Source organism: Imperialibacter roseus, assembly GCF_032999765.1.
Lineage (GTDB): Bacteria > Bacteroidota > Bacteroidia > Cytophagales > Cyclobacteriaceae > Imperialibacter > Imperialibacter roseus.
Map to the genome: position 1 here is coordinate 4,611,377 of NZ_CP136051.1, position 22,791 is coordinate 4,634,167.

At 47.4% G+C, this 22,791-nt stretch carries 21 protein-coding genes; 17 read left to right on the top strand and 4 right to left on the bottom strand.

Annotation, left to right across the window (positions count from 1 at the left end; genetic code table 11):
- The first annotated feature begins 16 nt into the window (after nucleotides 1-16).
- From RT717_RS19530 to RT717_RS19570, 9 genes are all read left to right on the top strand, one after another.
- Entirely contained in the window at nucleotides 17-2,260 is a 2,244-nt protein-coding gene (locus tag RT717_RS19530; RefSeq protein ID WP_317488036.1) for a CehA/McbA family metallohydrolase, read from the top strand.
- A 267-nt stretch (nucleotides 2,261-2,527) separates the two neighbouring features.
- Nucleotides 2,528-3,820, top strand: a complete 1,293-nt coding sequence (locus RT717_RS19535) for a Gfo/Idh/MocA family protein (RefSeq protein ID WP_317488037.1) — start codon at nucleotides 2,528-2,530, stop codon at nucleotides 3,818-3,820.
- 256 nt (nucleotides 3,821-4,076) lie between these two features.
- Entirely contained in the window at nucleotides 4,077-4,631 is a 555-nt protein-coding gene (locus RT717_RS19540; RefSeq protein ID WP_317488038.1) for a hypothetical protein, read from the top strand.
- Nucleotides 4,632-4,727: 96 nt separating this feature from the next.
- Entirely contained in the window at nucleotides 4,728-7,124 is a 2,397-nt protein-coding gene (locus tag RT717_RS19545) for a TonB-dependent receptor (RefSeq protein ID WP_317488039.1), read from the top strand.
- 58 nt (nucleotides 7,125-7,182) lie between these two features.
- The gene (locus RT717_RS19550) at nucleotides 7,183-8,061 is read left to right on the top strand and encodes a heme/hemin ABC transporter substrate-binding protein (RefSeq protein WP_317488040.1); all 879 of its coding nucleotides are present in this window, start codon (nucleotides 7,183-7,185) and stop codon (nucleotides 8,059-8,061) included.
- Nucleotides 8,045-9,088, top strand: coding sequence for a FecCD family ABC transporter permease (locus tag RT717_RS19555; protein WP_317488041.1), 1,044 nt, complete (start codon nucleotides 8,045-8,047; stop codon nucleotides 9,086-9,088). Before RT717_RS19550 ends, RT717_RS19555 begins: the two co-directional genes overlap by 17 nt.
- Before the next feature lies 1 nt (nucleotide 9,089).
- Nucleotides 9,090-9,863, top strand: a complete 774-nt coding sequence (locus RT717_RS19560; protein WP_317488042.1) for a heme ABC transporter ATP-binding protein — start codon at nucleotides 9,090-9,092, stop codon at nucleotides 9,861-9,863.
- 87 nt (nucleotides 9,864-9,950) lie between these two features.
- Nucleotides 9,951-10,184: a DUF433 domain-containing protein gene (locus RT717_RS19565; RefSeq protein ID WP_317488043.1), complete on the top strand. Its 234-nt coding sequence runs from the start codon at nucleotides 9,951-9,953 to the stop codon at nucleotides 10,182-10,184.
- The gene (locus RT717_RS19570) at nucleotides 10,181-10,543 is read left to right on the top strand and encodes a DUF5615 family PIN-like protein (RefSeq protein WP_317488044.1); all 363 of its coding nucleotides are present in this window, start codon (nucleotides 10,181-10,183) and stop codon (nucleotides 10,541-10,543) included. Before RT717_RS19565 ends, RT717_RS19570 begins: the two co-directional genes overlap by 4 nt.
- A gap of 15 nt (nucleotides 10,544-10,558) precedes the next feature.
- On the opposite strand, the gene RT717_RS19575 is transcribed toward RT717_RS19570, so the two are convergent.
- The 3 genes from RT717_RS19575 to RT717_RS19585 all read right to left on the bottom strand — a co-directional run bounded on the left by RT717_RS19575 (nucleotide 10,559) and on the right by RT717_RS19585 (nucleotide 14,801).
- The gene (locus tag RT717_RS19575) at nucleotides 10,559-11,692 is read right to left on the bottom strand and encodes a sugar phosphate isomerase/epimerase family protein (RefSeq protein WP_317488045.1); all 1,134 of its coding nucleotides are present in this window, start codon (nucleotides 11,690-11,692) and stop codon (nucleotides 10,559-10,561) included.
- Between the two features lie 182 nt (nucleotides 11,693-11,874).
- A complete protein-coding gene (locus RT717_RS19580) occupies nucleotides 11,875-14,235 on the bottom strand; it encodes an ABC transporter permease (RefSeq protein ID WP_317488046.1) in 2,361 nt (786 codons plus the stop codon).
- Nucleotides 14,236-14,285: 50 nt separating this feature from the next.
- A complete protein-coding gene (locus tag RT717_RS19585; RefSeq protein ID WP_317488047.1) occupies nucleotides 14,286-14,801 on the bottom strand; it encodes a hypothetical protein in 516 nt (171 codons plus the stop codon).
- Between the two features lie 154 nt (nucleotides 14,802-14,955).
- Between RT717_RS19585 and RT717_RS19590 the strand changes: the two genes are divergently transcribed.
- The 8 genes from RT717_RS19590 (at nucleotide 14,956) to RT717_RS19625 (ending at nucleotide 21,492) form a co-directional block, all read left to right on the top strand.
- Nucleotides 14,956-16,290 carry a YfcC family protein gene (locus tag RT717_RS19590; protein WP_317488048.1) on the top strand — a complete coding sequence of 445 codons (1,335 nt, stop codon included), beginning with the start codon at nucleotides 14,956-14,958 and terminating at the stop codon, nucleotides 16,288-16,290.
- Between the two features lie 117 nt (nucleotides 16,291-16,407).
- A complete protein-coding gene (locus RT717_RS19595; protein WP_317488049.1) occupies nucleotides 16,408-17,262 on the top strand; it encodes an SPFH domain-containing protein in 855 nt (284 codons plus the stop codon).
- Nucleotides 17,263-17,265: 3 nt separating this feature from the next.
- Nucleotides 17,266-17,418: a DUF4177 domain-containing protein gene (locus RT717_RS19600; protein WP_317488050.1), complete on the top strand. Its 153-nt coding sequence runs from the start codon at nucleotides 17,266-17,268 to the stop codon at nucleotides 17,416-17,418.
- Nucleotides 17,418-17,936 carry a hypothetical protein gene (locus RT717_RS19605; RefSeq protein ID WP_317488051.1) on the top strand — a complete coding sequence of 173 codons (519 nt, stop codon included), beginning with the start codon at nucleotides 17,418-17,420 and terminating at the stop codon, nucleotides 17,934-17,936. Before RT717_RS19600 ends, RT717_RS19605 begins: the two co-directional genes overlap by 1 nt.
- Before the next feature lie 6 nt (nucleotides 17,937-17,942).
- Nucleotides 17,943-18,098, top strand: coding sequence for an Arc family DNA-binding protein (locus tag RT717_RS19610; RefSeq protein WP_151997859.1), 156 nt, complete (start codon nucleotides 17,943-17,945; stop codon nucleotides 18,096-18,098).
- Nucleotides 18,099-18,181: 83 nt separating this feature from the next.
- On the top strand, nucleotides 18,182-18,961 hold the full coding sequence (locus RT717_RS19615) for a phosphatidylinositol-specific phospholipase C/glycerophosphodiester phosphodiesterase family protein (protein WP_317488053.1): 780 nt from the start codon (nucleotides 18,182-18,184) through the stop codon (nucleotides 18,959-18,961).
- Complete coding sequence (gene mltA / locus RT717_RS19620) at nucleotides 18,961-20,109, top strand: murein transglycosylase A (RefSeq protein WP_317488054.1); 1,149 nt, start codon at nucleotides 18,961-18,963, stop codon at nucleotides 20,107-20,109. Before RT717_RS19615 ends, mltA begins: the two co-directional genes overlap by 1 nt.
- A 303-nt stretch (nucleotides 20,110-20,412) precedes the next feature.
- Nucleotides 20,413-21,492: an IS110 family RNA-guided transposase gene (locus RT717_RS19625; protein ID WP_317488055.1), complete on the top strand. Its 1,080-nt coding sequence runs from the start codon at nucleotides 20,413-20,415 to the stop codon at nucleotides 21,490-21,492.
- 288 nt (nucleotides 21,493-21,780) lie between these two features.
- Here RT717_RS19625 and RT717_RS19630 read toward each other — a convergent pair whose 3' ends face one another.
- Nucleotides 21,781-22,677: a response regulator transcription factor gene (locus RT717_RS19630; protein ID WP_317488056.1), complete on the bottom strand. Its 897-nt coding sequence runs from the start codon at nucleotides 22,675-22,677 to the stop codon at nucleotides 21,781-21,783.
- Nucleotides 22,678-22,791: the final 114 nt, after the last annotated feature.

A 22,791-nucleotide genomic window follows, 5' to 3' on the forward strand; every position in this document is an offset into this window, starting at 1 on the left:
CAAGCATCTCTCAACTATGGCAAAGCCTACCCGTGTACTACTGTTCCTTTTTGTTTTTTGTTTTAACACCAATTCTACCACGGAAGCCCACCCCAGGCACTCCGACCCCGTGCTGGCTGAATTGAACGACTACCTCATGGCCATACAACTCCTGAGGGTTGACGACCCCGCTGCGGCAAGGTTATTCAATATCTGGGATGAGCTAAGGGTGGTATCGTGGAAGATTCGTGAGTTGACCGATGAGCAAAACTTGCCAATGGTCGACAGCAAGGTTATGAAGCAAGTAGGCGCAACCAGAGCTAAGCAAAAGCAGCTTTTGGAAGAATGCCGAGCCTACTTTGCCGGAATGGCCCGCAAAGGTCCCTCGTTAAATGTAGTGATTGATCAGTCGGTCAAAAGCACGCCAGAAGCACCGGTAGTAAATGTGCAAGTCGGGCATTTCAAAGTAGTGGTTATCGAAATTGAAAATCGACGAAGCGTAGCCACAAAACTAGCCATGAAAGCCGATTTGAGCGATGAGATATTGTTTTGGAATAAGACCATCACCCTGGCTCCGGAGTCAATTGGCTACACCTTTGCCGTTTGCACGCCGCTCACTGAGAAGGCATTGACTCAAATCATCCAAATGAGCGACAGTCTTGGAAACAAGGCGTCAGCCACCATACGGATGCAGGGTATCCCCATGCAGAATCCTCCATTTTCGCTGCTCCCTGCCAACAATGCGTACAAGGTAGTGCTTCCAGCGCCTGGGCGGTCGCCCGCCAAAAGGCATGCCCCATTTAAAGAGGGAATCAAATTCACGATTACCGATAAGCTTAGTGGCCAACCACTGGCCACTCGTATTGAGGTGAAAGACGCTGCAAACAAAAGCTATTGGACGCCCATTAAAGGGCCTTCCTACGCTGTAGGCCGAAACGAAAACGATGGCTGGAGGTCCATTTTTTGGGAATATCAGCCAGGCCCATACTTCTATATCGATGGCAAAGCGGAGCTAGGCGTGCCACCAGCGGGAAAAACTGCCACTGTCTATCATGGCTTTGAGTATAATCCGGTGACAGTGGCAGTACCTGAAAATGGCGTTGTGGAAGTAGCCATGGAACGATGGATCAACATGCCTGAGTTGGGTTGGTACTCAGGACAAACGCATATCCATACCACCGACGTGGGCATACCAGTTCAATTCAGTAAATACTGGCCTTTGATTTCCAAAAGTGAAGACCTCAATGTGTCGGCCATCCTCACCCTGAAAGGTGAATGGGAAACCCACGCCATTTATGCCAACGAATTTCCCATGGGCGAAAGAAAGGCGTTTAGTACAGCGGAGCATGTGATCACCTATGGAGAAGAGTTTCGAAACAACCCCTATGGTCATCTGGCCTTTCTGGGGTTGAATGAATTGATTCAACCTATTAGCTCCGGTGCTGTAGGTGAGCTGGGTGGCCCTGATTATCCACCCAATTCATATATTCTGGATGAAGCCATCGAGCAGGGCGCCACCACCATTGCCGCCCATTTTGGAAACTTCAAAGGCACAGACCAAATCAAAACGCCCTGGCCTTCCTCGGGATTTGAGATGCCGGTTGATATTGCATTGGACAAGATCCAAATGGCAGAAATAGCTGGCAACGGCGGGCAGCTCGATATCTGGTACGACATCCTCAATTGTGGCTTCAGAATACCCGCCACTGCGGGCCCCGACTGGATCATCAAAGATACGCCAAGGGTGTATGTGAACCTGGAGGACGAGCCCTTTACATTAGACAACTGGCGAAAAGGGCTACAACAGGGAAAAAGCTTTATCACCAACGGCCCTATGCTCTTTTTCACAGTGAATGGCGAGCAGCCCGGAAGTGTGTTGAAAGCTGGCAAAATGCCCGCAACCTTTGAGGTGATGACACAGGCGCTCACTCCCAAAGGAAATGTGCCCGTAGAGATTGTCTTCAACGGCAAAATGATTGCCAGCACTACTGATAAGATTACAAAAATTACGCTGGAAGACTCCGGCTGGCTGGCGATCAGGTGTGGCGGAGCTCACTCAAATCCGGTGTATGTAGACTTTGAAGGCAGGCCCGCTGGCTACGCCGAACCGGCACAAAGATTCATTGCCATCATCGACCGGCTCGCCGAATGGGTAGAAACAAAAGGCCTTTTCTATGAAGCCGACCAAAAGAAGCTTGTTCTCGAAGAGCTTGACAAAGGAAAAGCAGTATATGCTAAAATAATTAAGAAGGCGGAGAGGCTGGGAAGGAAGATAGAGTAGGCACCAGCCTGAGGAACGCAAGCTTACTCTCACCAAGATGACCTGCAATCACTTCGCTCAATACATGAGGAGTTGGGCGATGCGCCTGCAAGAGATGTACACGAAAGCTTTATCGTGTATCCGGTCACCTAACCTCGATCCATTCAATTTTTACCGAAAGAGCAGCCCTGGTGCCAGACAGTCGATTATTTGATAACTGGACGGGCCTGATGATGGATAAACCAATTAAAAAACCAAAATTAGGGTGTTGAAACAAATTTTACTCTCATGAAAAGAAGACTCTTCCTCAAAAACACTGCGCTCACTGCCTCCTCAATAGCTTTTTTATCATCTTCGTCCTGGGCAAAGCTAAAAGCCGACCGATTAAGAACCGCCCACATCGGACTGGGTGGTATGGGAATGGCCGACCTGGACTCTATCTCCTCGCACAAGCTGGTGGATGTAACTGCCTTGTGCGACGTGGATGCCAATAACCTGGCCGCTGCCAACAAGCTGCACAAAGGAGCAAAGGCATTTACCGACTACAGAAAGCTTTTTGATGAAATAGGCAAAAGCATTGATGCCGTGATTGTGTCAACACCTGACCACACCCATGCACCTGCTTCGGTCATGGCCATGCAAATGGGCAAACCAGTATATTGCCAAAAGCCATTGACACACCATGTGTCGGAGGCCAGGGCTATGCGCAAACTTGCAGAAGACAACAAGTTGGTCACGCAAATGGGGATACAAATTCACTCATGGAACCAATACCGGGGAACCGTTGAATTAATTCAGTCGGGTATTATCGGAAAAGTGAATACTGTCAGGGCCTGGTCCAACAAAAACTGGGGATACGACGGCCCTGCACCGACGGGTAGCGACCCGGTTCCTTCCACACTTGACTGGAACCTATGGCTGGGCACTGCCCCGGAAAGGGCCTACAAGGAAGGCCTTTATCATCCTGGCAACTGGAGAAAGATGCTGGATTACGGCTGTGGCACCTTGGGCGACATGGGCGTTCACATTTTCGACACCCCTTACACTGCATTAGCGCTTGATGTACCAAAAACTGTCACCACAAGTTGCAGAAAACCCACGGGATTTGGCCACCCGGAAAAGAATGTTGTGACGTACGAATTCCCTGCCACAAAATTTACCACCGACAACTTCAAGTGGGTGTGGTACGACGGCGTGGATGCGCCTGACAGCCATGAAGAGCTTGCCATGCCAGGTAACGACAAACTTCCCAGTCAGGGTGCGATGTTTATTGGTGAAAAAGGCAGGCTGTTGCTACCCCACATCGACTACCCTAAATTGATCGTCGAAGGAAAATACGAAAAGGTTGATTTCCCTGACCTGCCAAAGGCGGATCACTACCATCAGTTTGTTGACGCCTGCCTTGGAAAAGACAAGACCAGTGCGCCGTTCTCATACGCAGCCAGGTTAACGGAGGCCATCCTTTTGGGTGTTGTTGCCAATCGCTTCCCTGACCAAACCCTGAATTGGAATAACAAAGGCCAAAAGTTCGATGAGGCAGCTGCCAACAAGTTGCTCGAAGTACCCTACAGAAAGTTTTAATGTTGATGACATAAGTTCCCATGCACCGGAAGAGTGATTTTCCGGTGCTTTCATGGAGATGGCAATTAACTACCTCGCCTCTGTCTTCAGGAGTATGGCACCCCCATCTGTCAACCCATTGTGTCGAAGAACTGCACCCAACGTCCACTTGTAACAAATCGCCGGATGGCCTTCAGATGTCGGAGAGAAATGACCTACATTTATTGCTTCTAATTGAATGGCACAGGTGCAGAAAATGGAGTTTAGCTAACTAAAGATGACATTTCCCAATGACATAGCGAAGCGAAACTGTGCTTACGTATTCCTGTTTAGCTTTCTGTTCAATTATTTTGGTATATGCGCCATATTCGAAGTTCAGCAGTTCATTATACGACGGGAAGTAAAAGAGCAGATCGAGGCTGGAGTACCTGATGATAAGCTTCACAAGCTCTCTTTCGCAGTTGATCAAATACCTAACCTCGAGTGGGAAGAAGAAGGAAGAGAATTCCGCTTCAAAGGTCAAATGTACGACATCGTTCGCAGGGAAGTAGTAGCTGATTCGGTTTACTACTTCTGCATCAACGATGTGAAAGAAACCAACCTTGTGATGCTGGACGAGCTGGTGCGAAAACACATGGACGACGACAGTGGCCCCATTAGCAAAACCACAAGAAAGGTCACCAAAACGGTCAAGTCACTTAAATTTTCAGCCTCCGAAAAGTTGTTCACTTACGGGATACTTGTTCCAAAATCTACCATCGACTCATCATTTGCTCATTTCTATTCCTCACCATGCATCGAACTGGTAGGCCCACCCCCAAAATCTGTTTAGCCATTTCTTAGTGAACGAGGGTATTGCATCTTTTCTGTAGCAAAGATACAGGAGTGCTATGCCTGTGATTATTCAGAACAAACAAACAGATAAATAATGAGACACATATTTTTACTCACATTGAGTATGCTGGTGACGTATGCGTCATTGGCTCAGAATGGGCAGCTAAAAGGAAAGGTGGTTGATGCATCGACCAACGCTCCGCTGGCAGCTGCTACTATTGAAATTGACGGAAAAGGGAGAACAACCACTAATGACAACGGAGAGTTCTCGGTTGATTGCGCAGGTTCAGCCATCGTTCGGGTAAGCTACGTAGGCTATGAAACCTTTTCAAAAACAGCAGACTGCGCCACTGAGCTTGTCTTTTCACTGATTTCTTCAACAAAAAGTCTCCAGGAAGTGGAAGTTACGGCTCTTTCAAACCCCAACCGGTCACTACTTGAGCAGCCCATCTCTATTGTGAAGCTGGGCAGCCAGGAGCTTAAGCGGTCAACAGGTCTTTTTCTCGATGACGCTATCAATACCAGCGTTCCCGGTGTGTTTATGGAAAGAAGAACGATCTCGGGTGGTCAGCAGATCAATATCAGAGGCTACGGCAGCGGAATGGGCTTCCGTGGTATTAGCAGTAACTTCGACTCCCAGGGGGTGAAGATGTATCTGAACGGGATTCCGATTACCGACGCCGAGGGCATCACAGTGATGGATGATGTTGACTATGGCTCGGTGAGTAACCTGGAGGTGAGCAAAGGGCCATCGGGCACTTTGTATGGGCTGGCAATATCCGGCGTTGTGAACCTGCAAACACAGAAAGCCGAAAAAGGCCAAACCTCTATTGGAGAAGACTTCATGGTAGGAAGCTACGGTTTGCAGCGCTCCACTACCCGATTGGCCATCGGAGGCGAAAAGTCATCGTTTCTGATTAACTACGGACACCAGAAATATGACGGATTTATGCCTCACACCAGGTCGCACAAGAACTTCGTGAACATGATGGGAGACTATGTGCTGAACGATAAGCAGAGCATGACCTCATACCTGGGTTTTAGCGACAGCTATGATGAGAGAAACGGCGAGTTAACGAAAGAACAATATGAAACTTTCGACTACTCCGGCAACAGCCGCTACATCGCCAACAATGCGCATTCGGCAGTTAAAACCTTCAGAGCCGGCGTCGGGCACACCTATCATTTCAACGACCATGTTTCCAACACCACTTCCTTGTTCGGTTCAGCACAAGAAATGGACAACAGCTCTGCCGGAGGCTGGACAGACAAAACCCCGCTGAATTATGGCTTCCGATCTACTTTTGACAAGCAGTTCAAACTATCTGAAGCCGTAACCCTTTCTGGCATTACAGGCGTGGAGATGCAGCAGATGGAGGCCTTTACAGCTGGCTATGGTATGGGCGCTGACAGCACCAACCTGAGTGGCTACAATGTCATTACAGCTATCAGAAGCAATCAGGCGACGACAAGCTCCACCTCCTCCTATTTTACTCAGTGGACTTTGTCGCTACCTTCGGATATCAGCGTCACAGCAGGCATTGGCATCAGCAACATGAAGCTGCGCCTGGAAGATCGACTTTGGGGACTTACCAACGACCACCCTGGGAATGCCAGGCTGAAAACCTATGAAAACACCTATAACGGGCTGGCGTCCCCAAGCTTTGCCATCAACAAAAAGATCAGCAAAGTGGCCTCGGTGTATGCGTCTTACTCGGTAGGTTACAAGGCACCTGTTAGCTCCAATATCCTGATTTCAACCACGGGCCAGCTCAACACAGGCCTGGAGCCGGAGAAAGGCACTCAGATCGAGATCGGCACCAAAGGAAGCATGATAGACAACCGATTGTTTTATACAGTCGCAGGTTTCAATGCCAAATTCCAGGACAAGTTCACCAATGTAACCGTACAGAACCCGTCGAACACTGCTACACTGTACTCTTACATTATTAATGGCGGCAGCCTGAACAATACAGGGCTGGAAGTGCTGGTGAACTACAACGTAGTGAGTTCCAATACCGGCTTCCTGAAGCTCTTGCGTCCTTTTGCTAACTTGACTTACTCTCACTTTACCTACGACAATTTCACCTATGAGACAATAGGCAAAAGCGTTGTTAATCAGGACAGCACGATCGTGAATGACTACTCCGGCAATGCGGTCGCAGGCGTTTCTCCCGTGGTGTTCAATCTTGGCGTAGATGTAGATACGAAGCCTGGCTTCTACGGAAACTTGAACTTCAACTACCGTAGTTCTATGTTCTACACATCGGATGAAGTGAATGAAACAGAGGCCTACAGCCTGCTGAACATCAAAGCAGGCTTCAGGAAATCCTTCGGGCACTTCAATTTGGATGCTTATTTCGGTGCCAATAACATCACCGGAGAGCAGTACTACCAAATGGTGTTTGTAAACCAGATTCCTGACGCCTATATCCCAGCTCCCAACGAAATCAATTTCTTTGGAGGTGTGAACCTGAAATACACCTTCTAATCCATTTAGAGAGTAGCAGCCAGAGCGCCGCTACTCTCTTTTTTAAATCCGATTAACTATGAAAAAGCTATACTTAGTAGCCATTGTCGCTCTCCTGCTTGCAGGCTGTGGGCGCTTTGGCAATGAAGATAAAAAGACAAACAACGCCGAAAGGATCGTGTGCATTGCCAAGCAGTACACCGAGATCATTTTTGCACTTGGAGCAGAGAAGGACATCGCCGCAGTAGATGTCTCGAGCACCTACCCTCCTGAGGCCACAGAGCTACCAACCGTTGGTTACCACCGGGCTTTGAGTGCAGAGGGCGTGCTGGCCGCCAAGCCTACGCTCATCATTCACGACAATAATATCGGCCCTGAGCATGTCGTAAAACAGTTGGAGGATCTTAAAATCCCTATGAAAGTGTTTGACACCAAAGGTGAAGACATTGAAAGCACCAAGGCACTGATGAAGGAAATGGGCCAGTATTTTCACAAGGAAGCTACGGCCGATTCGCTTTGCAAAAAACTGGACGCCGATATGAAACTAGCGCTGGATAACACGGCCAATTATACCGATTCACTGAATGTGCTGGTAATCCATTTTGGTCAGGCATCCAACGTATTTTTGGTTATGACGAAGAAAAGCACCGCTGCCAAAATGATTAATTGGGCAGGTGCCAAAATGGCCGTAGATGACGAAAGGGGCATGCGTCAGCTATCTGCTGAGGTCGTGGCTGCGTCCAACCCCGATGTCATCCTCCTCACCGACTTTGGCTATGATAGACTGGGAACTTCAGAAAAGATCATGGAGCTGCCTGGCATTGCGGGCACCAAAGCCGCACAGAACAACAGAATTTATCGGGTGGAAGAACATGACATGGTGTATATCGGCCCCAGAACCGGGGAAAATGTACTGATGCTTCAAAAGCTAATTCATCAGGATGAAGCTCAACTTTAAAAAGCGGGGCGTCCTCCTCGTTCTGCTGATACTGCTGGCCATCACAGCCTTTCTTGCTGCCAGGTTTGGTGCCATCAATATCAGCTCTGATGAAATCAGCTCCTCGCTGGGCAAATATCTGAGCGGAGCCGATACCGACGCAAGTAGTATGCCTCTGAATGAGCGAATTTTCATGGACATCCGTCTGCCCCGGGCTTTGCTTTGCCTGCTTGTGGGTGCTAGCCTGGCAGTAGGCGGCACCCTTATGCAAGCTTTGTTTCGTAACCCCATTGTAGAGCCAGGGCTTATCGGAACCTCTAGTGGAGCTGCCTTTGGAGCTGCCCTGTATTTTGTACTCGGCGCTACCTTCCAATTCAATACTGGTGAATGGACATTGCCATTGGCAGCTTCAGCTGGAGCAGTTGTCTCTACCTACCTGGTTTTTCTACTCTCCGAATCCAAAGAAACTGGAAAAAGCTCCGTCGTCGTGCTACTGCTGATTGGCATAGCCATCAATGCCCTGTTCATGAGCGGGGTTGGCTTCCTCTCCTACATCGCCCGTGACCCGCAGGCCCGGTCCATTACCTTCTGGGGCATGGGTACGCTGTCTGGTGCCAACTGGCATTCGGTGGCCATCGTAGGCATCTCTACCTTTGCTTGCATCGGACTGTCGATGCGCTACTCCAAACACCTCAATGCCCTTATGATTGGAGAAACAGAAGCCATGTACCTCGGCATCAATATCAGAAGATTGAAGCTGATCATTCTTACTATTAATGTGGTGATGATTGCAGTAGCGACCGCTTTTGTCGGGGTTATCAGCTTTGTTGGGCTTATCGTGCCTCATCTGTTGCGCATGATCAGCGGCTCCGACAACGGGGTGCTGATCCGGGACTCCGCCCTTTTGGGTGCCATCATTCTGAGCCTGGCCGACCTCACCGCCCGAATGGTGCTGTGTCCTGCTGAGCTGCCCATTGGCATTGTTACCTCAGTCGTTGGTGTACCGATTTTCATCATTCTCCTCCGGAGAAAAAACTACTTCTTTTGATATGCTGGCAGCTTCCGATATCACATACAAGATAGGCTCAAAGACGTTACTCGATAACGTGTCTGTAGCGTTTGAACCGGCCAAGCTCAACCTCATCATTGGCCCCAATGGAGCCGGCAAGTCGACCCTCATTAAGGTATTGTGTAATCAGCATATAGCTGATCACGGGACTGTCACCTACGATGGGAAAGACATCAACAAGTTTTCCGTAGCTGAGCTGGCACAACGGCGGGCTGTGTTATCACAAAACATCGAACTCGCTTTTCCACTGACAGTGGAAGAGGTGGTCATGATGGGCCGCTATCCGCATTTTAGCGGCCAGCCGGAGCAGAAGGATTTCACCGCCTGCAAGGAAGCCATGACCTTCTTTGACGTAGCCGCTATGGCCGACCGAAACTACATAACGCTCAGTGGCGGCGAAAAACAGCGGGTGCATTTTGCCAGGGTGGTAGCACAAATCTGGTATCCGCCAAAAGAAGGCAGCCGCTACCTCATTCTCGACGAGCCATTAACGTTTCTCGATGTATACTACCAGTTCGACTTCATGTACAAAGTGATGGAGCTGATCAAGCAGCAGGACATTGTGGTAGTAGGTGTAGTGCATGACCTCAATCTGGCCGCCCGATTTGCCGATAAGGTGGTGCTGGTGTGCAACGGCAAAATTTTAGCGGATGGATCGAAAAAAGAAGTGCTGACCAAAGAAAATATTAAAGCAGCTTATCATATGGAGGCAGACATAACTTCTCATAATGGTAAGCTGCAGTTGTTTTTTTGACATTCGGATGAGGTGACCTTATCATCGCATTTTCAGGATGACAACCCAATTTCAACTATTTGGTAAAATCTTCGTATTTTCACAATAATGAATAACTCATCTGGTAGGATAACGATTGATCCGACTATCTGTCACGGAAAGCCTGTGATAAGAGGTATGCGATGGCCTGTTGAAGTCATTCTTGATATGCTTAGTGCAGGGATGTCTACCGAAGAGATTATTTCCGATCACCCGGAACTAGAAAAAGAAGACATACAAGCAGCTCTGAACTTCGCCAGGCTTTCGGTTTCTGGAGAAACGATTCAGCAGGAAAACGTATGAAGTTTCTTTGTGATGTCCACATTTCGATAAAAATTTCCAAACGAATCCAGGAACTTGGCTATAGTTCAGAACACGTCAATTTCATTTTGGATCTGTGGCATTCAAAAGATCAGGCGATTGCGGACTTCGCTGATGACAATAATCTTATTTTGATTTCAAAGGATCAGGATTTTAGAAATAGTTTTCTCGTTTCGAACAAACCTAGAAAGTTGATTAAGATAAATCTGGGCAATGTTTCTAACGCTGAGCTTATGAACATCATCGAAAAACACATGGACTATTTTCACGATCTAGATCAACAGATACCAGTGTTTATGATTGAGATTTACGGCAATGGCCTTCTTAGCGTTACCAAATAACTGGTTAACTTAAGCTTACCTCAGTTCTCTCATCTCCACAACCTTCAAATCCTTCCTTTCTAACTGCTTTAACGGGGTGCTCTTGCTTTGATCATAAGAATAGCCTGCATCGCTAAGCGGCCACAGCATAGGTGCCAAAAACAGCAAGCTTGCCTTATAGCCCTGCATAATCGCCCCTTCATTTCCAGTACCTTTAGAAAGCTTAGCCTCATTTTCCATCTCATAGGGGCCATTGAAACCTCTGCCGTTCAGCACATCGACAAACTTTCTCCAGTCCATCGAGTCCGATCCGCCAAAGCCCGGCATCATGGCTTCGTAATTATGTCGATCCCAGCTGTGGGCTGCAATGGGTATGCCTGCTTTGGCTGCCAGGTCTTTGTTCACCGACTGCATCGGATACATCGCCCCCCAGTGCGTACGGGTCGTGTTATCAAGATTTCTGGTGGCTTTCACATGGATGCGATGAAGGCGGGTGACGTCCATGGCTTTGATTACTTCTGCGGGGTCAATATTCTGCCAAACGTCGTGGGACGGGTCGTAGATTTCACCATGTGCCTTGCTGGGAATCAATTCATACATGAGCTTGCGGGCAGCGAGTACTCCGGGCAAATTGTTGAAAGTGCCGGTGAAGCCTTCCGACCTCCAGCCTTCCATGGGACAGTTTTCGTACAGGATGGTTACTCCCATGTCTTCAGCATATTTCACAATCGGTGAGAAAATGCGGGCGTACTCATCGAGATTCTTCTGGAAGCCGCCTTCCGTATTGCCCATCTCATGGTTGTAGCCAACGAAGGTGCCCACCTTCACGTCGTTTTCATCGCCACCCAGCAAGTGGGCAATGCGGATCAGTTTGAGCAGGTGGTTTTGGTTTTTTATCCGCTCCGCTTCGTCGCCGCCAATCAGATTTTCGAAGGCCCCAATCGACAATTTCAAATGATGGCTATTGAATAAGTCGATGATGCGACTGGCTTCTGCCGGGCTGAAGTCCTCGTAATCCAGGTGGGTAGCTACATGGTCTTGCCTGGTGCCGTCTCTTCTGAATACGCAAAGGTCGAGCCCCTGCACGCCTACTTCTTTAGCCTTGTCAATGATCTCCTCCAGCTTCAGGTAATCGAAGGCGGAAGTCATAAACCAGAGTTGATTGTTCATTGGGTGGAGTTATTGGTTAACAGATTTGTCAGCATACTGAATGTCAGTGGGAGCCTGTCGAAGACGGTTCCCCTAAACACTTCGACAGGCTCAGTGTGACATTTCGTTTTCAAAAAAAACGAACGATGGCTAAAGTAACCAACAAGCCAATAAAACAAAAGACATCCTCCCGCAGCGGTTGATCATTCATGCCTCAGCACGTCTGCCGGATTCGTTGCAGCGCTGCTGATCGACTGGTGCAAAATGGTGGTGAGCGTAATGCCAAGGGTAAGCAATGCCACTGCCGCTAACATGGTCGGCTGAACTGTGATGCGATAGGCATATTCTTCCAACCATAAATTCATTAGCCAATAGCCCACCGGCAGACCAATGATATTGGCCACTATGACCCAGCCAAGAAATCTTTTCGAAAACGCAAAAACGATCTGCTGCATGGTAGCTCCCAGTACTTTTCTCAAACCGATTTCTCTTCTCATTTGGGCGGCCACAAAAGATGCCAGTCCAAACAACCCGATACAGGAGATCAAAATGGCAATGACAGAGAATGATGTAAATAGCTGACTCACCTGGGTCTCTTTTTCGTAGACCTCATTAAACTCCTGGTCCATAAACGAGTAGTCGAAAGGCTGGTCAGGTACTGCCTCTTCCCAAATGGTTCGCACACTTGCCAGCGACTGCTGCAAATTGGCGCCTGATATTCTCACCATCACGTTGTTACTTCTTCTCGGGCTCAATGAAATAACCTGCGGGCTAATTTTAGCATTCATTTTTTCAAAATGATAGTTCTTTGCCACACCAATGATTTTTCCTTCGTTTTTCCATAACCTGAACCTTTCTCCCACAAGTTCGTCTGGAGATCTGCCAATTAATTCAGCCATGGCTTCGTTGATCACCACATTCATTGTGTCAGTGGAAAACTCCCTCGAATGTGTACGCCCGGCCGCCAGGTCAATGCCCAGCGTTTGAAGGTAGTCGTAGCCAGTATTAATGAAATAGACGTTAACATCTGATTCAGGATCCTTCCCTTCCCAGTCCATATTGGAGGTGGAATATCCCCCATTGATAGGCACCTGATCGGCGACAGTGAGGCTCAAAATTTCGGGAAAACGATTAGCATTTGCCTGCAACGCCTTATAGCCTGGCTGAGGGTCGCCTTTCATTTCGAGGTAAATGACATTCTCCAGTTTGTAGCCAAGGTCTTTGCTCTTCATAAAAGAGAGTTGTCTATTCACCACCACCGTGGAAAGAATAAGCACTGTTGACAGGGTAAACTGAAGGATGACCAACGCCTTACGAAAAAGACCTCCCTGCAATTTCACGGTGCCTTTCAACACTTCCACAGGTTTGAACGATGAGAGATAAAAAGCTGGATAGATACCAGCGAAAATGCCAGTAAAGCCGACAATGATGGCCAGACCGGCAACAAATATAGCGTCCACGTCCGTCCAAAGTAGCTGCTTGCCCGATGCCTGATTGAACCAGGGCAACAGCACAGCAGCCAGGCCAACGGCCACAATGGAAGAAACCAATGCCAGCACCAGTGACTCCATCAGGTATTGTCCTATGAGCTGACTTCTCATAGCGCCTATCGACTTCCTTACTCCTATTTCCTTGGCTCGCTTCATCGCCCGTGCAGTAGCCAGGTTAGTAAAGTTGATACAGGCAATGAGCAGGATGAAAATGGCTGCGACCACAAAAATTCTCAAGTAGGTTTTGGGGTCGTTCTTACCATTGAGCGCTGTGAGATGCAGCTCCTCAAAAGGCAGAAGAAATAACTCCACGTTAGACCCCTCGTTGTGTGTTTCTACCTCATACCTTAATGCATCGGCGAGCGCCTCCGCATTGGCTCCATTGGCTAGCTTCACATAAGTTCGCAGGGCATTGGAGCCCCAATCTGTTTCAATCCAACTGCCCCACCGGTCGGCAAGAAAATGAAAAGGCACGACAGCATGAAACTGCAAACCCGACTGTCGGGGAGGGTTTTCTACCACGCCACTTACAGCCACATTCCACTTGTCGTCGAGACGGATCGCCTGGCCAACCACATCTTGCCGCTCCCAGTCGCTACCAAAATATTTGATGGCCAAGTCTCTGGTAATAACGATAGAAGACGGATCGGTGAGAAGCGTTTCCCTTTTTCCTCTCAAAACCCGAAAGGAGAAAACATCAAAGAAGCTCTGATCAGTCATGTATACCTGATCTTCATTCACCAGCACATCTCCGACTTTGATGGTAAAGTTGGCCCAGGTAAAACGTACTGCCCCCTCTATTTCAGAATACCTCTCCAGCAAGGCTGGCGCTAGTGGCCCGGGAGTGACGTAGGAGTAAAAACTCTGGCCGTTAGAGTATTCCTGATGCTCATACACGTAGTAGATGTTTTCGATCTCTTCATGGAACTTATCAAAGGAGATCTCATCATTTACCCACAAAAAGATGAAAAGCACAGTTGTCAGTCCGACAGAAAGGCCGAGAATGTTGACAATGGAAAAGAGCCGGTCTCTGCGAAGAACCCGCAATGCGATAGTGAAGTAGTTTTTGACCATGACAGGATTGAGTTTCGGTGGTTACTCAATTTTCTACCTGTGGTTACAGCTCAGTCGATTTCCTTTTTTTGATAAACGATATCCTCTTCTTCTTTTGTCATTTTAAGCTGCTTGCTGATCCGTCGCATTTCCGGCCGAACCTGCGCAAAAATGATCAGCATACCCAGATAGAGCAGCACAAAAAATGTCATACGGGTAAGGTAGAGGCCAGCCACTGCCATGATGGCGGCCGCTTCCATGCAGCTATACTGGATCATTGACGCATGAAAGAAGAGATCGAGCCGTTCACGCAGAGAGTGCTCCTTACTCAACGGTTGAATTTCCTGTTTATAAAGCCGCATGCCCAGCACCACATTGCCAAATGCAAAGACGGCAAGTATGGCTGTGATGGTGGCGTTCAAATCGGCTCCAAAGGGCGGTGCAAGAGCTCCTTCCTGCATTTGAAGATACACAACAATAAACGGCACCATGGGAATAGCCGCCAGCAGATAGAAAATAAGTGATAGCCTGAAATAGTACTGATCGGCGGTTTTATAAGCAAAAGGCTTGATGCGAGGCAAGGTCATAGTTACGATTTGGTTGCAAAGGTAAAACAGCTATCCGAAATGCCTATTCCGGCGGAAACTTTACCAGGGCAAGTAAAGAACGGCCAAAGTGATCTCAGCAACTCCTATTTCTTATTTGCTAATTCTTATATTGAAGGTTGCTAACGACCGACCCATGAAGCGTAACTTCCCGCATCCTATCATGATCATGCTCCTCTTCATTGCCCTGGCCACGGTCATGACCTGGGTCGTTCCGGCAGGGCAATACGATAGGGTGCCGGACGAAGCCACTGGAAGGGACGTGGTGGTACAGGGAAGTTATCATACCATCGAAAATCAACCTGTTACTTTCTTCGATATGCTGGTGGCCATCCCCAAAGGCATTGTGAGCAGCGCTGATGTCATTACTTTCATTCTTATTTTGGGTGGCTGCTTTTATGTGATTGAAAAAACAGGAGCCTTCAATGAAGCCCTGGGCTGGCTGGTGACCAAATTTAAGAATGCCGAAATGGCCCTGATGGTATTCGTTGGCGTCGTTTTTTGTGTTGGAGGCGTGCTGAATGGCCTTGCAGAAGAAGTGATCGCCATGATGCCCATCGTATTATTGCTCACCGCCAAAACCGGCTACACCAAAGAGGCCGCTGTGGCGATAAGCTTCGGGAGCGCCAATATTGGGGGATCCTTTGGCCCGTCTAATCCATTTGTGGTGTTAATTGCCCAAAAGGTAGCCGGCGTAGAACCATTCTCCGATAGCCTGTTCCGCATCGTTTTTACGGTCATTGCACTCGCTGTCTGGATTTTCTTTGTGCTGAAGTACGGAAAATCAAAAGCAGGCAGCACAATGAACCCGGCGTCTCCATCTCCCAGGTTGTCGACAAGGTCTGTGGCTATCTTGTCCCTTCTGCTGGTAACTTTTGGGGTCATGATCTACGGGGCCGTGACGCTGGAATGGGATTTTCTTCAAATGGCTGCTTCATTTTTTGCCCTGGGAATTACTGCTGGTGTCATTGGGAAATTGGGGTTCAACGGCACCGGAGAGGCGTATACTGACGGCTTTAGAGACATGGTATTCGCCTGCGTGGTAGTTGGGTTTGCCAGGGCTATTTTTCTGATTATGCAGGAGGGTATGATCGTCGATACCATCGTACATGCCCTGTTCTCGCCGCTGGATGGCCTCCCACAAATGATCACAGCTATTGGCATGATGATCTCTCACATTATCATACACATTCCTGTTCCCAGCACTTCAGGGCAGGCCATGCTTACCATGCCACTACTGGCCCCCATTGCTGATCTCACAGGCATGTCACGCCAAATTGTGGTGTTGGCCTACCAGTACGGCGCCAGCCTCACCGACCTGATCACCCCCACCAACGGCACACTCATGGCAGTGATTGCCTCAGCTGGCGTTGCCTACAACGATTGGTTCAAGTTTATCTGGAAGGCAATCCTACTGGTGTTTGGCATTGCTGCCATAGGGTTGGTTGTAGCCGTAGCAGTAAATATCTAGCACATTCTACGGTTCACACTCCACCATCTCTGAACAATTAATTTTACCTGACTGCAACCATTCTAAGCTTTCGTCGTATATTGATATCAAATTAATATCATATTAAATCATTCTGGTATGGACACTGAAAAGATTAACAAACCTACATCCGGCTATCCTATGATCGCATTATTCCTGATTTTTCTCATCGGCGGCATCCTTGGGCTGGCTGTAGCCCGCTTGCCCTTGTCGGCCATTTTTGTCGTGCTGGCTATTGTGATGACTCCCGGTTTCTTTTTTGTGAACCCCAATGAGTCGAGAGTGCTTACCCTGTTTGGTGAATACAAGGGTACGGTGAAGAACAATGGTTTCTTCTTTGTTAACCCACTGTATCAAAAGCAGAAAATTTCTCTGCGTGCCCGCAACTTCGACAGCGAAAGACTGAAAGTGAACGACAAGCTGGGCAACCCTGTGATGATCAGCGTGATCCTTGTTTGGAAAGTAAAAGAAACTTTCAAAGCTGCCTTTGAGGTAGATGATTATGTGAGCTTCGTTCGGGTGCAAACAGATGCAGCTGTTAGAAAGCTTGCCGGTCGCTATCCTTACGACAATTTCGACGACCATGAAGAGGAAGTTTCGCTAAGGTCAGGCCTTGAAGAAGTGAATCACAACCTCGAAAAAGAGCTGGAAGAAAGACTTGACATCGCAGGCATTGAAGTACTCGAAGCGAGAATTGGCTACCTTGCCTATGCCGAAGAAATTGCCCAGGCGATGCTAAAGCGCCAACAAGCGACAGCCATTGTTGCTGCCAGATTCAAAATTGTGGAAGGAGCTGTGGGCATGGTAGAAGCGGCACTTGCGGAACTATCGAAAAAACAGATCATTGACCTGGACGAAGACAAAAAGGCGGCAATGGTCAGCAACCTCATGGTTGTGCTTTGTTCCGACAAAGACACTAGCCCGGTTATCAACACTGGAACCTTAAATCACTAAGCCATGGAAAAATATAAATTTCTACAAAAAGGCGGCTTTGAGAGCCTGGCGAAGTTTGAAAAAAAGTTGAATGAAATGGCGGCTAGCGGTTGGAGAGTGGTCAATTTTACCAATGACCACGGAGGGTATGTGGTTTTGCTCGAAAGGATACGGTAATGACGGAGTTTAGAGAAACGCAAAGAATAGACCGGGGGCTGCTTATATTTTTGGCCCTCACGTCTATTGGCGCAATTGTTGGCCCGCTTGTTTTGACTTATCAGGAAGCTCTGAAAGCAACCGGTGGTGATGGAAATGACATTACGGTAAAATATCTGCTCATCGCATCGGGGGCTTTTGTTTTCACTGTGTTGGTGTTCAGTTTAGTAGCCAGCCAGCGACTCGAAATCGACATCAACAAGTACAGGCTTCGCTTCAGGATGCCTCCGTTCGTCAAGTGGAAAGTAATTGCTCCCGAAGAAATAGACAGCTTTCGGGTGGAAAAAGCTAAATGGTTTCAAAAAATGAGAAAAAGCCGCATGCACTACAATCCCTTCACGAAAAAGGCATCGTACATGATGACAAGGAAATATTTTGTAGAATTGAAGCTTACCAATGGAAAAACCATTTTGCTGTCAACTAACATGCCTGACGAGATGCTCAATGCTTTGGAAGGATTTAAGCTGAACGGGAAATAATTTGTGATGGGGAAGAAAAAAGCATTTGTGATTCGAATTGACGAAGAGATGCTCAAATCTATTGAGAAGTGGGCTGCTGACGAATTTCGCAGCACCAACGGGCAGATAGAATGGATCATCAACAAGGCCCTTAAAGATTCGGGAAGGGGAAAGAAGGATTAACCTTTCTTAACATAGCCCGTTAGCCTTGCTTTCCGGCTAATTCATGGCCTATTTGGCATCTGACAATTCATTATTTTTACGCTATGAAAGTTGCACTTCTTCTCACTCAAGCCATTCTTGCATCTACCCTATCTTTTGCCCAGGTAATTCCCCTGCCCAATGCCCACGCCCACAACGACTACGAGCACGACAAACCACTCTTCGATGCACTTTCGAACGGTTTCACCAGTGTAGAGGCCGACATTTTCCTTATCAAAGACGAGCTTTATGTGACGCACAACAAGCCTGTTTCATTGAAGAACACCAAGACTTTGACAGAACTCTACCTCCAGCCTCTTGATGAGGTTGTTAAAGCCAATAATGGGCAGGTGTATCCCGGCTATAGCGGATCTTTTTACCTCATGATCGACTTTAAAAACGACGCCGAAGGCACCTACGCCAAGCTCATTGAGCAATTGCAGCCATACAAACACCTGCTCAAAACAAAAACGCAGGATGGCCCGGTAACGATCTTCATTTCCGGTGAAAGGCCTATTACCGCAATATTGAATGACCCTGAGAACCTGGTCAGCCTTGATGGCCGACCCAACGACCTTGGTCAGGGCATAACTGCTGATAAAATGCCTGTAGTAAGCACCTCCTTCAAGTCGCTTGGCTTCTGGAACGGCAACGGTGAAATTCCGTTCGACATCCGGCTTAAAATCAGGCAGCTGAGCGATGCAGCCCACAAGGAAGGGAAAAAACTAAGGCTTTGGGCTACACCTGATGATCCGGCCTCATGGCAGGTGTTGCTTAACAACGGTGTTGATTTGCTTAACGCTGACAATTTAACGGAACTAAAAACCTTTCTACTGTCGAAATAATGACGTCAAAATTGCCAGGGCTAACTTTTGTCGGCCTCGCTTTTCTTAGCCTCAATTTCGGCCCGTTTGTGGCCAGCGGCCAAACAAAGCCAACTGCTATTGGTCACGGATACGATTTCGAGGGAAACGGAAAAGACATTACAGCCGCCACGTTGCCTTTGCTTTACACCAAGAAAGAAAGTTCGGAAGGGCTTCGGCAGGCGCTTGAGCACAGCGACTCGGCCCTGATCGTGTCTTTAAAAAACCAATACCGATACCTCTTTTTGAAGGATCCCGATCAAAAGTACAACCTCGAAAACCTGAAACCGACCAACGAAAAGCTTCGAAATACGTTGCGGGCACTGATCCAATCCATTGAAAACCCAACAACTGCTTCCTCATTCAGTCTGTATCAGATCAAAGGTGAGGACGGCAAAGGCAACGTGCACTTTACGGCCTACTTTACCCCTGTTTTGGACGCCAGCCCAGTAGCCACAGAGAAATACAAATACCCGATTTACAAAAAGCCTTCGGAATCCGGCCAAAAGCCCCTTACCCGAAAGCAGATAGACGGACAGGGTGCTTTGAAAAACAAAGGCCTTGAAGTCGCCTGGACATCCAGTCTTCTCGAAAATTACTTCCTGCAAGTGCAGGGCTCTGGTTATGCGGCCTTTTCCGACGGCTCACTACAGTTTTTGGCTTTTAATGGACAAAACGGGCTACCCTATTCCAGCCTTGGCAAGTACATGATTGCACAGAGACACATTTCAGAAAGCGACATTTCGTTGCAGAGTATCAGGAATTGGTTTGTACAAAACCCCGACAGCCTTGAGACTATTCTTTACAAGAACCAGTCTTACACCTTCCTGGCGCCCGTCAAAGAAGAGCCAAAAGGGGCCTATGGCTTCCCGCTTACCCCGGAGCATTCCATTGCGGTGGACACACAGTTTATTCCACTGGGTGCTGTTTTGCTGGCCCACTTGCCAGTGCTGGACGAAAGCGGCAAGCTGCTTAGACATGACTTTACCATAGTGACAGCCCAGGACAAAGGCGGTGCCATTAAAGGCCCCGGCCATGTAGATGTGTATATGGGTGTGGGCGATGAAGCGCTCAAAAAAGCCAGTGCCATGCATCATTATGGGAATTTGTGGCTGATTTTAGCAGAATGAGACTACAAAAGTTTCGCCAAAGGTGCTGCTGTTAGCTCTCATACTAAGCTTGGAGATACACTAACTTTCAAGCTCCCTTACAAACTTTTGTAGTCTTTGCGACAGAGCAACAGGGAATAAAAACAAGTTAAGTCTACTTTGACACATTCGAAAAATCTGCCTGTTTTCGCCCTGAACCTAAAGGAAACAGACAAATTTTTCTCCTGACTCCCTTTAGGCCTTATGATTGTAAAAGCATAAGCTTCTATGCAATTTAGTTTTGGATAGACATCAACACTTGTCAAACTAAAAAGATAGAAGCTTATGAAAGGTAAAAGTAAAGAATTGAACTTCGAAGGTCAAAAGGTATTCGTTGGCATTGATGTGCATTTAACCAGTTGGAAAGTGACCATATTATTGGAACAGCTTACACATAAGACGTTTTCACAGGATCCGAGAGCTGAGACTTTAGCCAGCTATCTAAGGAGAACCTTTCCAGGGGCCGAATATTATTCAGCCTATGAGGCAGGATTTTGCGGTTACAGTGTTCACCGATCTCTGGAGGCATGTGGCATACACAATATTGTAGTCAACCCAGCAGACATTCCTACCACAGATAAAGAGAAGAAACAAAAGGAGGACAGCCGAGATAGTAGAAAAATTGCACGCTGTTTACGTACTGGAGAATTAGAAGCTATCCATGTTCCAGACAGGGCTATAGAAGAACTTCGTGGGCTGGTAAGGTACCGTAAAACTTTGGTCAAGGAAATCAGTAGAAACAAGACCAGGGTCAAAGCTTCTTTACATTTCTATGGTATTGAAATTCCGGCAGAACTGGACTCTGCATCACGCCACTGGTCAGCTAATTTCTCCAAATGGTTAGCAACCATAAGGCTATCGACAGATTACGGCCATACCGTAATAGCCGACACGGTGGATACAGTTGATCATTTACGGTCTACACTACTCAAAATCAATAAGCAGCTAAGGACAATAGCTAAAAGTGAGGCGTATGCTCATAAAATTAACTGCCTTAAAAGTATTCCCGGAGTAGGACTGGTTGTGTCGATGACTTTGCTTACAGAACTCGAGCAGATCAACCGGTTCAAGAACCTGGATAAACTTTGTGCTTATATTGGACTGATTCCATCTACTAATTCTTCAGGAGATAAAGATCGAACAGGAAGCATTACACCCAGAAGCAATAAACCATTGAGAGGGGTACTTATTGAAAGTGCATGGGTTGCCAGTAGAATTGATCCTGCTCTAGCTCTGGCTTATAGTAATTTGTGTAAGCGAATGAAGCCAAATAGAGCTATTATTCGAATAGCTAAAAAGTTATTGAATCGTATAAGGTTTGTATTGAAAAATGAAACAGAGTATGAATATGCGGTGGTTAAATGAAGAGACTATCATCATAAAACAAACTTCACTTGAAAGACAGCTACTCAGCCCTTGCGATGCTAAATTTTAGTATTCGTTTCCTTTAGGCTGCTGCTTTCATTCATAGAAATTAAACAAGGAAATGCGGCTTACTAGTCCGTTGATAGAAGGATGTTTTTATGATGATTTATCATGACTAACAAGGAACATGGAGGCAAAGTATTGCTGGCCACTTCTTGGATTACAACATAGAAGGGCAGGGGTAAATCAGGAGAAAAATCACACGGTACTTAATCTGTCAAGGTATGATTAGACAAAATCACGCATCAGCCTGATCAGCTGAGCCCGGCTCTTCACATCGGTCTTTTGGTAGATCCTCGAGGTGTGGTCTTTAATTGTCTGCAACGTCACAAACAGCGTATCGGCTATCTCCTGGTTGGTCTTGCCACTGTATATCTCCCTGACAATTTCGGATTCACGGGCTGTGAGAGCGAACCTGGCAATAAACGCTTCCGCTGACGGAGCATCGATTTCTTTGGCAGCTTCATACTTAATGGTATACACGAAGTAAACGGCAATGAAAGTGTTGAGCAGGAAGAAGACGAAGTGGCTGAGGGCCTGAAGCATGACATTAACGGTGGATGTCATGTACTCAAAACCATAAAAAATGGCGAGGGCAAAAAGTGCCGCAGTAAGTGCCAGGCGATCTCTGGTCAACAGGAGGGTCGTTTTCTGAGTGAGAAACAGCGTTCCACAGAAAGCCGATGCAACAAAGCCAAACACCGCATAAACGTTGGGTAACGACGTGAGCACTGTCCATTCCAACGCATAGTATTGAGTGATTACAACAATGCTAACGATAACTGCCAGGGAAGGAATAACGACCCAATGTGTGCTTTTTAGCGTGACTTGTTTGCTCCAGTACATTTGCTGCGCAGCACTGAAGGCGATAAACGGAATGCCCAGCACAGTCAGCACCTTTGAAAAAGGTTTTACCTGTTCTGCAAAAGGCATAAAGGCAATAAACGACTCACTCCAAAGGCTGTAGAAACCAAAGGTGTACAACAAAATCAAAAAATACTGCAGGTGTTGGAAAGCTGGCAGTGCCTTTAGTTTGGTGAATCTGAAAATCACCATAATGCCTCCAGCCGCTAGCGCCAGGCAAAAAATAAAGCTTATCCAGAAAACCAGTCCTTCTACAGTCATCAAATAGTTCGTCGGTTACTTTGGCTAAAGTAGACACCACTACCAAAGTAGCTTCAATACTAAAGTAGTGAAAGTAAAAACACTACTTTGGTAGTTAAAGGATGGCGACCACTC